General features: G+C 59.3%; 10 protein-coding genes and 1 pseudogene. 9 read left to right on the forward strand and 2 right to left on the reverse strand.

Annotated features, from left to right (window positions below; translation table 11 throughout):
• The first annotated feature begins 96 nt into the window (after positions 1-96).
• From ACA067_RS13835 to pgm, 4 genes are all read left to right on the forward strand, one after another.
• Complete coding sequence (locus tag ACA067_RS13835) at positions 97-345, forward strand: hypothetical protein (protein ID WP_497462273.1); 249 nt, start codon at positions 97-99, stop codon at positions 343-345.
• 128 nt (positions 346-473) lie between these two features.
• Positions 474-1,928: a hypothetical protein gene (locus tag ACA067_RS13840; RefSeq protein WP_497462274.1), complete on the forward strand. Its 1,455-nt coding sequence runs from the start codon at positions 474-476 to the stop codon at positions 1,926-1,928.
• The gene (locus ACA067_RS13845; protein ID WP_497462275.1) at positions 1,925-3,325 is read left to right on the forward strand and encodes an aminotransferase-like domain-containing protein; all 1,401 of its coding nucleotides are present in this window, start codon (positions 1,925-1,927) and stop codon (positions 3,323-3,325) included. Before ACA067_RS13840 ends, ACA067_RS13845 begins: the two co-directional genes overlap by 4 nt.
• A gap of 123 nt (positions 3,326-3,448) precedes the next feature.
• Positions 3,449-5,095 carry a phosphoglucomutase (alpha-D-glucose-1,6-bisphosphate-dependent) gene (gene pgm, locus ACA067_RS13850; RefSeq protein ID WP_497462276.1) on the forward strand — a complete coding sequence of 549 codons (1,647 nt, stop codon included), beginning with the start codon at positions 3,449-3,451 and terminating at the stop codon, positions 5,093-5,095.
• A 166-nt stretch (positions 5,096-5,261) separates the two neighbouring features.
• On the opposite strand, the gene ACA067_RS13855 is transcribed toward pgm, so the two are convergent.
• A complete protein-coding gene (locus ACA067_RS13855; RefSeq protein ID WP_497462277.1) occupies positions 5,262-5,957 on the reverse strand; it encodes a pirin family protein in 696 nt (231 codons plus the stop codon).
• Between the two features lie 237 nt (positions 5,958-6,194).
• On the opposite strand from ACA067_RS13855, the gene ACA067_RS13860 reads away from it, so the two are divergent.
• On the forward strand, positions 6,195-8,669 hold the full coding sequence (locus ACA067_RS13860) for a UvrD-helicase domain-containing protein (RefSeq protein ID WP_497462278.1): 2,475 nt from the start codon (positions 6,195-6,197) through the stop codon (positions 8,667-8,669).
• 151 nt (positions 8,670-8,820) lie between these two features.
• Here the strand turns inward: ACA067_RS13860 and ACA067_RS13865 are convergent, their stop codons facing one another.
• Entirely contained in the window at positions 8,821-9,096 is a 276-nt protein-coding gene (locus ACA067_RS13865) for a DUF1652 domain-containing protein (protein WP_128873417.1), read from the reverse strand.
• Positions 9,097-9,359: 263 nt separating this feature from the next.
• Here ACA067_RS13865 and ACA067_RS13870 point away from each other — a divergent pair, with 263 nt between their 5' ends.
• The 4 genes and pseudogenes from ACA067_RS13870 to ACA067_RS13885 form a co-directional block, all read left to right on the forward strand.
• On the forward strand, positions 9,360-10,175 hold the full coding sequence (locus tag ACA067_RS13870) for a helix-turn-helix domain-containing protein (RefSeq protein WP_497462279.1): 816 nt from the start codon (positions 9,360-9,362) through the stop codon (positions 10,173-10,175).
• A gap of 50 nt (positions 10,176-10,225) precedes the next feature.
• Positions 10,226-11,632, forward strand: a complete 1,407-nt coding sequence (locus ACA067_RS13875; RefSeq protein WP_497462280.1) for an NAD(P)/FAD-dependent oxidoreductase — start codon at positions 10,226-10,228, stop codon at positions 11,630-11,632.
• A 43-nt stretch (positions 11,633-11,675) separates the two neighbouring features.
• Positions 11,676-12,017, forward strand: coding sequence for a cupin domain-containing protein (locus ACA067_RS13880; RefSeq protein ID WP_497462281.1), 342 nt, complete (start codon positions 11,676-11,678; stop codon positions 12,015-12,017).
• Between the two features lie 172 nt (positions 12,018-12,189).
• A pseudogene (locus tag ACA067_RS13885) lies at positions 12,190-12,723 on the forward strand (extracellular solute-binding protein); the annotation flags it as partial.
• Positions 12,724-12,798 lie beyond the last annotated feature (75 nt).

Raw genomic sequence — 12,798 nt, forward strand, 5'->3', positions numbered from 1 at the left:
CAGCAACTGAGCTGGTTTTTGCTCTCAATCTGTATCTTCTAATCAGCTTATAAGCCCTGATAATTGAATGATTACTTTCATCTCAAGGAATGAGTCATGGCCGGTTTTCAGGCTGATACTTTTCAATACGCCTCATTGATGTATGTTCGAGCAATAGCGGCTCGTAAAGCAGTTGCCAAAAAAGCATGGGTAACTTCCTTCTTTATTTCTTGTACTAAATGTCTGTGGGACGCTGTCGGACATTTCCTAGGACGTCCAGCGTTGCCGCATGGCACCGCATCTACCGGGCTTCGCGGCAACCTGTCCTTGGTCAACGCTCAGGCAGTCATCACTCATTCCAAATAATTGCCAAAAATTTAAGTGTTAGCATTTTGCAATAAAGCCCGGCACTTCAGGCACGGGCTGGCGATCCATTGCACGGTGCCTATGTTTGTTTGTGCACTGTCGAACTTACGCGTACCAGGTAAATGAAGATGACCAATATCCATGATCAAGCGATGACCTATGTCTATCAACAAGTACTGCAACGATTGCTGAGTTTCTTCTCTCGCGCCGAACGCACCGCATTGCAGCTGATGATTCAGCGCCTGGTGGTGGCTGCGGGGGGGATGGAGCGTATTGGCGATTACAAGGTGCTGGCGATCCAGTCAGGATCACGTGACAGTTGCTACACCCTGGCGCTGCTGCGTGCTGCACAACTGAGTATCGCCGGCCGCGCGCCCGCGACGTTCCAGCTGCGTGTCGCCACCCTGCGCTTGAACGGCGCCAGCGCCACGGCCCTGGAAAACATCCACCGCAGCCACAGTGCATTATTCTTTTATGACGATCCACGGGTCGAAGTCCTGATGGTCGATAATCGAGAGGTCCTGCCGTTCAATCACCTGGCGCCGATCTCCGAAGCCGGCCGGGAATTCAATCGGCTTAACCTGCTGATGGTCGGGCATCGTCGAAGCTGGAACGGGCCGCTTGATCTGTGGGACGACGGGTACCTGGCCACCGGCGAGTTCTACGGGCAAATCGCCCGCTGGGACAGCGGTGTCGATGCATTGGTCAGCAGCGACAGCCTCCGCCAGCAAAAGCGCTTTATCGAAGGGTTGAGGCGTGCGGCGGCGAAGGCCGGGCTCAGCACCTCGAATCACCACGAACCCGGCTACGAAGGGCTGTTCACGCTGCTCGATGAACTGGGCAGCGACAGCTATCGCCGGTTGTACCCAGAGGACGACCGGGCAGCATGGCGTCCCGCCGAGCATTTTGAAGCCTGCCGCCGCACGACCTATATCGACATTCACGACCTCTTGGTCAGCAATCTGGAAGAGCGCTGGCCGCTGTTGACCGAGTTTCTCGGTTTTCAACCGGACGAGCTGTCGGCTCAGCTGCGCGACAACGATTACGTCAGCCTGTCTATTTGCGCCCACCTCAAGGGGTTGCAAGCGTGTTTCGTGCACGGTCACAGCTACGAGTCGGGCGTCGCCGATTACCTGCAATGGGCCTTGGTGATGATGCGCCGCAAGCAACTTCCCCAGCGATTGGGCGAGCAGGCGGTGGCGGCATTTGGCAACCCGGCGACCTCGGCCGAGCAGCGCGCACGGGCAGCGGCCGAGGTCCAGAAAAATCTTGGTTTGAGCGAGGCGCAACTGGTGTGCCTGCTGTTCGCACCTTTTGGCGACAACGGCGCCGCCCTTGAGCGCTTTCTGCGTCAATGCCACCCCGGCATGCTCGTGGCGTTGCCTGACTTGCACCGGGCCATGCAGGGCAATCCGGTGCCGGAGCAAATCGTGCAATGGATGGTCGACGTCAGCGGACTGCCTGTCAGTCTGATCGGCACGCTTTATCGCATGGGCCCGGTACCTGGCCCGGCGTTGCCCATGCAGGCCACCCTGTATGACGATAACTGCGCCGTGGGGGGCGAATGGTCGGCGGGACAGTGAAAGGACCAAGAGAAACCGACTTCGCTTATCAGGCGGTGTACCGCTACCTGACCAACCTGATCGAGGAGCCGGCCAGCGACGCACGAGTGCGTCTGCCATCGTTGCGCCAGTTGGCGGACCGTCTGAGTGTGTCGATCTCGACTATTCAGTACGCGTACTCGCTGCTGGAGAAGGAAGGGCGGGTGTATTCGGTTGCCAAGTCCGGTTATTACGCGTTACCCGTGTCCTCCATCACTGTGCCCGGTAGTGGCCATGACCTGCTCGAAACCGTCTACGTCAATGCCAGGCGTCCCGGCATGCTGGTCTTGAGCGCCGATGAGCCGGCGTTGTTGCAACCCCTGGACCGGCCGTTGCTGCTGCTGGAGAGGGAATTGCTGCGCCAGTACCCACGTCAGCCGTATTCGTCCTTGCAGCCGTGCGGCGAGCTGGAATTGCGTACGGCGTTGGCGGCGCGCTATACCTCGTCGCCAATGCGCTGCTGGCACGCCGATGACGTGTACATCGGCGCAGACCTGCGGGGCGTACTGGAAATATTGATCGCCGTGCTGTGCCTCAAGGACGCCACGGTGATCGTCGAGTCGCCATGCGACTGGGTGATTCTGCGCCTGCTGCAGGCCGCGGATGTGGATGTGGTCGAGCTGCCGCTGCAAGCCTGCGGCGGTCTCGACGTCGAGCGGCTCAAGGAGTTGCTGGAAACCAGCCCGGTACGTCTGGTGATGCTTTCATCCGCAGTGAATATGCCGCGCGGCAGCCTGGCGCCCGACGACAACCGACACGTCGTCGCGCAGTTGCTGGCGCAGCATGGGAGTTGGGTCCTGGAAAACGACTGCTACGGTGAGCTCGGATTCGAACCGGACGGCCTGCGGTTTCGCGATCTGCTGGACCCTGACCGGCTGATCGTGTTTTCCACGTTCGAAAAGATCATCGGGCCCGAGGCACCCTATGGCTATCTGCTTTCGCGGCATCTGCGGGTTGAACTGCAACGACAGTTTTTGCTGCGCTCGTTTCGCCTGTCGCCGATTCGTCAGAAAGCCATCGCCCGCTTGTACGGCAATGGCCGTATCGACCACCATCTCCAGGTATTGCGGCGGTTGCTCAAGGATCGCAAAGTGCAGATGACCCAGCTGCTGCAGGAGCGTCTGGGCGATGCCTTGCAGTTCGTCGATCCCCAGGGCGGTGCGACGATCTGGGCCCGTTCGCTGCGCCAGGTCGATGTGCATCGAGTGTTTCAGCGTCTGCTCAAGCACCAGGTGGTGATCGCGCCGGGAGAACTGTTCAGTCTTCAGGGGTTGCACTCGCAACATCTGCGCCTGAGTCATACGTTCGGCGGTGACCATGATCTCGCCGCCGTACTGGGTCAGCTGGGGGATGCGTTGCGCCTGGAGTCGATCGACTGATCCGTTTCGCGAAGCTGTCGCGTTTTATCGCGTCGCCCCCGGGATCGATAATATCGCGCTGCGGTCAAACTGCCAGTAAACTGCGTCCCTATTCCTGACCCACTCTATTCCCGAGGTTTTGCAATGACACTCAGTCCTTTTGCGGGCAAACCGGCACCGGCAGAACTGTTGGTCGACATCCCGCGACTGGTAACGGCCTATTATACTGGCCAGCCTGATGCCGCCATCTCCACCCAGCGCGTAGCCTTCGGCACGTCCGGGCACCGAGGCAGCTCGTTCGACTTGAGTTTCAACGAATGGCACGTGCTGGCGATCAGCCAGGCGATCTGCCTGTACCGCGAAGCCCAGGGCATTGATGGTCCGCTGTTCGTCGGTATCGACACCCACGCGTTGTCCACGCCGGCCGGTGCCAGCGCCCTCGAAGTGCTGGCCGCCAACGGCGTGACGGTGATGATTGCCGAAGGTGACGAGTACACCCCTACGCCGGCCATTTCCCATGCCATCCTCTGCTACAACCGCGGGCGTACGTCGGGCCTGGCGGATGGCATCGTGATCACGCCGTCCCATAACCCGCCGCAAAGCGGTGGTTATAAATACAACCCCACCAACGGTGGCCCGGCCGATACCCACATCACCAAGTGGATCGAAGCCAAGGCCAACGAACTGCTCGGCAACAAGCTTGCCGGCGTCAAGCGCATCAGCTACGAGCAGGCACTGAAGGCGGGCACCACCCATCGTCACGATTACCTCAACACCTATGTTGCCGACCTGATCAACGTGATCGACTTCGATGCCATTCGCGATGCCGGGTTGCATCTGGGCGTCGATCCGCTGGGCGGAGCAGGGGTGCGCTACTGGTCGGCGATTGCCGAGCATTACCGTCTGGATCTGGAAGTGGTCAATAAAGAGGTGGATTCCACGTTCCGCTTCATGACCGTCGACTGGGACGGGCAGATCCGCATGGACCCATCGTCCCCCTATGCGATGCAAGGTCTGATCGGCCTGAAAGAACGCTTCGACGTGGCATTTGCCTGTGATCCGGATCACGATCGCCATGGCATCGTGACCCCGTCCGGTGGCCTGCTGGCGCCGAACAATTACCTGGCGGTGACCATTGATTACCTGTTCCAGAACCGACCGCTATGGCGCGCCGATGCCGCCGTGGGTAAAACCGTGGTCAGCAGCGGCTTGATCGATCGCGTCGCCAAGCGTCTGGGTCGGCGGCTGTACGAAGTACCGGTCGGCTTCAAGTGGTTCGCCGAGGGGCTGTTTGACGGCTCTCTGGGCTTTGGTGGCGAAGAAAGCGCCGGCGCTTCGTTCCTGCGCAAGGACGGCAGCGTCTGGTGCACCGACAAGGACGGCTTGATCCCGGCCTTGCTGGCAGCGGAAATGACCGCCCGCACCGGTCGCGACCCAAGCCAGGCCTATCGCGCCTTGACCGATGAACTGGGCGAACCGTTCTCGGTGCGGGTCGACGCCAAGGCCAATCCAGAGCAGAAAGCCTTGTTGAGCAAGCTGTCGCCGGAGCAGGTCACCTCCACTCAATTGGCGGGCGAAGCCATTCAGAGCATTCTTAGCCATGCGCCAGGTAACGACCAGGCCATCGGCGGCTTGAAAGTCATGACCGAGAATGGCTGGTTCGCGGCACGGCCGTCGGGGACGGAAGACATTTACAAGATCTACGCCGAGAGCTTTGTCAGTGACGAGCACCTCAAACAGTTGGTTGCCGAGGCTCAAACCCTCGTGGATGGCGCTATCTCCGCGAAGTGATTGAGGGCCCTATCGCGGGCAAGCCCGCTCCCACAAGGATTGCGTAAAACCCTGTAGGAGCTGGCTTGCCAGCGAAGGCGTCGGCCCAGTCACCACCATAAATTCGGCTAGATAAAAAAGGGGCGACCATTGACGGTCGCCCTTTTTTTGCCCTGCATTCACACGATCAAGCCAGATCCACCAGAACGATTTCGCTGTCCTCGATAGCCGTCACCCGCAACACCTGCTCCTCGGAAATCGCCACCCCGTCTCGAGCTTGTGCACGCAAGCCATTGACTTCAATGACACCGGTCGCCGGTACCAGGTAGGCGCGACGGCCATTGTGGAGGTGATATTCAGCGGACTCGCCGGCCTTCAGGTTTGCTGCCACCAATCGCGCATCGGCACGAATCCGCAGGCTCTGATCGTCGCCAGACTTGCCGCTGGCCAGGGTCACGAAACCTTCGCGCTGGCCCTTGGGGAAAGGCTTGGCGCCCCAGGACGGTGCCAAACCAGACTCGTTCGGAATGATCCAGATCTGGAAGATCCTGGTCTCGGTCGCTTCCAGGTTGTACTCGCTGTGGGCAATTCCGGTACCGGCGCTCATGACCTGAACGTCACCTGCTTCGGTCCGACCCTTGTTGCCCAGATTGTCTTCATGAGTAATCGCGCCTTCACGGACATAGGTGATGATTTCCATGTCCCGGTGCGGGTGTTTCGGAAAACCGGTTCCCGAGGCGATTACATCGTCGTTCCATACTCGCAGGTTGCCCCAGTTCATGCGTTTCGGATCGTGATACTCGGCGAACGAAAAGTGGTGGTGGGCATCCAACCAGCCGTGGTGGGCGCCGCCCAGGGAGTTGAAGGGTCTGAGTTCGAGCATGATCGTCTCCGCAAAAGGTGGTTGATGGCGAGCATCATCTGCCAGGTACCGATCGATAAAAAGCGTAAAAAATGCCTCAATACAATCGAATAAACTGATTATTCATCGCCTCGAATTTGTCACATCCGACCTTCACTTCATCGCATAAGCCAATGACCTGTAAGCATTTGACTAGAACTCCAGAGCAAATGCGGACACCATAGCCCCCAACAGCCTCACACCCTGGAGTCAGTCCGCGTGCCGCAACACACCCCCGATCTTCCTCCCGAACTTCGACCGCTGGCCGAGATGCCATTGCTCAAGCGTCTGGCCGCCCGGCTCTTTGGCCATGGCCTTACGCGTTTACGGGCGCAACATCGCGCGTCCTGGCTGCACGGCCAGGCCGACGGCTTTCGCAGCGGGCATAGCGCCGGCGTCGATTACGGCTATAAGGAAGGCAAGCTTGAAGGGCTTGAGGAGGGTCGGCAGGTATTGCTGATCCGCGATTCACGCTCCACCGAGCATCGGCCGCCCGGTGTCGACGCCAATCTGTTCGACGACTGGCGCCTGCCACTGAGTGCAGAGTTGAAGAAGCGCATGAAGGCTGACGTTGCCCGGTTGCTGGCGCCGCACGCCCAGCCCAGCGCCGCTCAGTGGAAGATGATCTTCAGCGACACCCCCTCGACCTCGGTGATTGCCGGGGCGGGTGCGGGCAAGTCGACCACGCTGGTGCTGCGAATTTTGCTGCTGAGCCACTATCTGGGCTTCGAGTTGAGCTCGATGACGGTGGTGACCTTTACCCGTGAGTCGCGCAAGGACTTCATCAGCAAGCTGGTTGAACTGTTTGCGCTCTGGGGGCGGGCGCTCAGTCTCAAGGAGGCGCGGGATCTGGTGCGCACTTTTCACTCGCGCATCCTGCCAATGGTTCGCAGCCTGCCGGGCTTCGAGCGGCTGCAAGCCTTTGAAAACCTCAGCCACCGGGTACAAACCGGCGACGAGGAAGTCGACAGCAATCCGTTCGACCTGCGCATCAACGATGCCCAACGCCAGCAACTCAACGCCTGCTATCACAGCCTGCACACCCGGGATGAGCGTTTTCGTGAACTGATCAAGCCATTGTCGCGTCACGCCTTGCAACTCAAGGAACTGGAGCGCGATCACCCGGACGTGCAAAAACGCATGGCCGTGACCGAACTGGCGGCCAAACGTGATGAAGAGCTGTGCGATGTCATTGAAGATCTGTGGTTTCGCGCCGGTGCCTGGCCGATCAAAGGCATCGAGCCCAATCGCCAGACGTTCGATATCAACGGCGCCACCTTCCATTGCCACGGCTATATTCCAAGCCTGGACGCCTGGGTGGTGCTGGGTTTCGATCCACGGGAAAACCCGCAGGTCAGCCGTCCGAACGCCAAACTTTCCGTGCGCGCGGAATGGGCGGTAAAGCGCACCCTGTTTCAAGCTTTCTGCCGTAAGCCGTTGATATGGCTGGATAGTTATGAGTCGTCAAGGCGTGTGTTGACGTCTCTTGCAGGCGATGCCAGCGCCGGTCCCGGCTTCGATTACAAGGTCAAGGGCGAGCTTGCTTCGGCACCGCTGCTGGACTGTTTCGTGGCGGCGGCGGGGTTTATCGAGAATCTCGGCCTGGATGTTCCGAGCTCCGTAGGGCAGATGAGTTTTGCCAAGGACGACCCGGACCGGTTTTTCTTCGAGGCCTTGAGCCTGTACTGGCGTGCGCTGGAAGACCATCTGCTTGACCAGAAACCGCCGGTGATGACTTACAACCGGATGTTCGCCTTGTTCAGCGAGCATTCCCCGGAAAATCTGAAACTGCTGAGCGATGAGCTGCTGCGGCCGATGTCGCACCTGATGATCGATGAATTCCAGGACGTTTCGCCGCAGATCGTCTCCTGGATTCGCGCCAGCCTGGCCGAGATTCGCGGTCGCGGGCCGGCCATGCATGTGGGGCGGGGTGCGCAACGGTCGTCGTTGCTCTGTGTCGGCGATGACTGGCAGTCTATCTATGGCTGGCGCGGCAGTTCGCCGACCTATTTCATGGAGTTCAGCAAGGAATTCCCGTCACCGGGCACGACCAGGGTCATGCTCAGCGACAACTACCGCAGTCACCAGCACATCATCGATGCCGCCGAACATATCGTGCGCGCCGCACCGGCGATCGCGGGCAAGAAGGCCAAGGCCAGTGGCGAACCGAAGGCGTTGCTGCCGGTCAATGTGCTCGATCGGGATGATCAGGGCATGGCCACACGCTTGATGGAACACTACAGAAAGGGCGATTCAATCTTGATGCTTTATCGAAAAAGTAGCGATAAAGCATTGATAGAGCAGCATATTCTTCCAGTAGTTAATGTTGATTCTAGCTTGCCCCATGACGCGCGGCGGTTGAAGCAATTGACCTACCACAGTGCCAAGGGGCTTCAGGCGGACGCGGTGTTTCTGCTGGGGGATTGTCAGCACCTGACCAGTTCACCCTACAAGAATCAGGTCTATCGCATGGCGGGTCTGGGCAAGGCGGGCGACAGCGAAGCGTATGACAATGCGCAAAAAGACGAGATCCTGCGCCTGGCTTATGTCGGCATCACGCGGGCGGTGAGTCATTGCTACTGGTATGTCGACGGTCAGGACACCCAGGCGGCCAACATGCCCAAGGCCTCCGACCGGATCGGCAAGGGCAAGGTATTCTTCGTCGATCACCGCCAAGGCAAGACATCGGCGTGAACCTCAAAAGATCGCAGCTTGCGGCAGCTCCTACATTGAAATGCGATCACTGTAGGAGCTGTCGAGTGCAACGAGGCTGCGATCTTTTGATCTTGATCTTGCCTCACAAAAAAGCCCACATGATGTGGGCTTGTTGTGGGTTATTCAGCCTTCAGGCATAACTCCTGAGGGCCATCGGCGGAATGAAAGCCTCAAGCTCATCCTCCACCGCTTCGATTATTCGCTCTACATCCGCCGCATTCATTACCGTCGCGCAGGGAATACCGGCGATGGCGATCATGGTCTCGCCACTGGCACGGTCAAACAGACGGGCAATCATACTGCCCGGCGCATCCATGCTCGCCTCGAAACCCATGGGATGAAAATGCCAGCGCATCAGCTGGCAGGCATTTGGAAAGGTGACTTTGTTATTGAACCCTTTATTCATGTGTAGCCCGCCTTCTTCATCGAGCGCTTCCGTTAGCTCATGTTAGGAGGGAAGAGCCTTCATTGGCTCAACCGGTGACTGCCATTAAAAGTAGCATCTGCATGTGAAAATAATGTGGATTTTTCAGGCCGTTTAGCGATTGGTTCAGTTTTTTTTGACGCAAGTCATCCTTAGCTGATTTTTTCGGTCAAGGGGCAGCAGAGATTGGTCATTGAAGCCGGGACGGAATTTGGGCAAGCTCGGCTTTTTTCGTCGAGTCCCTTATGCACGCCGATGATGATGGTCCGTTGCAAACCCAGGCTACGGGCGAGACGGTGATGCGTTACCACCTGCGCTGGAAACACCGGGATCTGGACGGTGTCATGGCGCTGTTTCACCCCGATGTTCAATACAACGACTTTTTCCAGAACCGGGTGATGGGCCTGGACGAATTGCATGAGTACGTACGCAGCAGCATGCCACGGGATCCGGATGAAGCCCTGGAGCACTCCGACCGTATTCGCCTGGACGGCAACACCGCATTCATTCAATACCGCATCACCCTGCGCGGCGGCGAAGGCCTGGTGTCGTTCCGGGCCAGCGAGGCGATTACCGTACGTGACGGGCTGATCTGGCGGGTCAACGAATACGCCTCCCTGGTGCATGAGCAGTCCGCCAGCCAAACCGCCGGCAGCCAGCGCCCGGCTGTCAGTCGGCTCGGGCTGTCGCCACGGCAGCTGAGTTTCATGGCGCAAGACCTGCAACAGTATTTCCAGACGCGCCAGCCCTATCTGGATCCCGAACTCGACCTGCAGCGAGTGGCCGCGGAATGCGGATACAGCCGCAACCAGATTTCCTATCTACTGAATCAGGTGCTCGGCCAGAGCTTCTACCGCTACGTCAACCAGGCGCGGCTGCAACATCTGCTCGCGGCGCTGGATAGCGCCACGCCGCCCCTGCGCATCGACGAACTGGCCTTTGCCGCCGGCTTCAATTCACTGTCGGCGTTCTATAAATGCTTCCGTCAGCACACCGGCCTTTCGCCGAACGCCTATGCCAAACAAATTTCTCTGCGTGCACGCGCGCAAGACAGCCTATAGGTCCACGCACTAGGATCGACGCCATCGAAGTTTGAGTGGCGGAGTCTTACATGCCGGCGTGGCGCACTATCAGTTTGTGGATGGATCAACTCGACGAACCCTTGTTGGCGCGTCCGGCGCTGGAACGGGATCTGGACGTCGACGTAGCGATCATTGGCGCGGGGTACACCGGTCTCTGGACCGCGTATTACCTCAAGCGCCAGGCTCCCGAGTTGAACATCGCCATCGTTGAAGCGCAGACCGCCGGTTTTGGCGCCTCGGGACGCAATGGCGGCTGGTTGATGGGCAACCTGTTGGGCGAGGATCGCTTGCTCGCCGAGCTGTCACCCGAGCAGCGCCGGGCGTCTTTCGACCTGTTGCATGCCATTCCCGATGAGGTGGGCATCGTCATCGAACGCGAAGGTATCGACTGCGATTATCGCAAGGGCGGGGCCCTGTATTGTGCTGCCCGTTACCCCGAGCAGGAGACCAGCCTGCGGCATTATCTGGACAAACTCTACCGCCAGGGCCTGACCGAAAGCGATTACCGCTGGCTCAGTCCCGTGCAGCTGGCGCAACACATTCGTGTTGCCAAACCCTATGGCGGGATCTACGCACCGCATGTCGCGACCATTCACCCGGCCAAGCTGGTGCGGGGTCTGGCGCGGACGGTGGAACGCATGGGCGTGGCGATTTACGAGAACAGTCCGGTCACTCACTGGCAGGCGGGTGGCCTGCGCACGGCGAAAGCCGGGGTTCGCTGCCATTGGCTCGTGCCGGCGGTGGAAGGCTACGCGGTCACTCTGCCGCCGTTGGGGCGCTACCAGTTGCCGGTGCAAAGCTTGATCGTGGCCACCGAACCGCTGTCCGCCGCGACCTGGGACGACATCGGCCTGAGTCGCGGCCAGGCCTTCAGCGAAAGCAGCCGCCAGGTCACCTACGGTCAGCGCACGGCGGACAACCGCCTGGTGTTCGGCGCCCGGGGTGGTTATCAGTTCGCCGGCAAACTACGGCATGACTTTGACCTGACCAGCAACGAGGTGGAGTTACGCCGCTATCTGTTCGGCGAGCTCTTCCCGCAACTGAAGAACGTGCAAATCACCCATGCCTGGGGCGGCAATCTGGGCATGTCCCGGCGTTTCAAGCCGCACATGCTGTGTGACCGAGCCAGCGGCATTGCCTTGTCCGGCGGTTATGGCGGGGAGGGGGTGGGTGCCAGCAACCTCGGTGGGCGGACCCTGGCCGACCTGATTCTGCAGCGCGACAGCGAGCTGGTGCGTCAGCCGTGGGTCATCCCCCAGGGCGGTCTCGAGGCGCTCAGGGCCTGGGAACCGGAACCCTGCCGCTGGCTCGGCTACAACGCGATCATCCGCAGCTTCGTCCACGAAGACCAGACCCTGGCCAACCCGGACACCGCGCCGTGGCGTCGTAAACTGGCCAGCGGCGTGGCGGGGTTCATGGAAGGTTTCATGCAGTAAACGGCGCGCTCTTCATCCATCGGCTTCATCGACAGGTACTCCCATGGGCATTACGCAATTCAAGAACACCGCAACCCTGAAGCTGGACGAGTCGAACCCGGTCGCCGTGCCATTGGGCACACCGGTGGCGGTGGCCTCGACCACCAGTGTCGAACGCGACGACGGCGTCGAAACCGGCGTCTGGGAATGTACACCGGGTCGCTGGCGCCGCCAGATCGTTGCCCAGGAGTTCTGTCACTTCATCCAGGGACGCTGCACCTTCACCCCGGATGAGGGTGAAACCCTTTACATAGAAGCCGGCGATGCACTGATGTTGCCTGCCAACAGCCTCGGTATCTGGGACATCCAGGAAACCGTGCGCAAGACCTACGTCTTGATTTTTTGATCCTCTGATTGCCTGCAAACACTCCAATAAAAAGAACACAACCCATACAGGAATCGACTCATGATTCGAAAGTCCCTGACTCTGGCCCCCTTGGCACTCGTCGCGACCCTCAGCCAAGCGGCTGAAACCGTCAAGATCTACAACTGGTCGAGCTACATCGCCCCCGACACCCTACCTGGGCCTGCCGCATCACAGCAAGAACCCGGACGATTATAAAAAGGCCGAAGCGCTGTTAATCAAAGTCCGGCCGTACGTCAGCTATTTCCACTCGTCCAAGTACACCGGCGACTTGGCCAATGGTGACATCTGCGTGGCCGTCGGTTTCTCCGGGGACATTCTGCAAGCGGAAAGTCGTGCCAAGGAAGCTAACAACGGCATCGAGATTGGCTACTCGATTCCCAAGGAAGGCTCCGCCATCTGGTTCGACATGGTCGCCATGCCTGTTGATGCTCCGGATGAAAAGGCTGGTTATGCCTTCATGAACTACCTGTTGCGGCCGGACGTCATGGCCAGCATCAGTAACCATGTGCGCTATGCCAACGGTAACCAACAGGCTGACAGCCTGATCGACCCGGTGATCAAGAATGACACCAAGGTGTACCCGAGTCCGGAGATGATGGGGAAATTGTTTGCGCTGGAGGCGATGCCATTGAATGTCGACCGGGTTCGCACGCGGGTCTGGAACAAGATCCGCTCCGGGAGCTGAAAATACGTCGCCTGATACACAGCCTTCGCCGGCAAGCCGGCTCCTACAGGGTTTGGCGTTGACCACAAGTCATCG

This window comes from Pseudomonas sp. LBUM1674 (assembly GCF_059695635.1).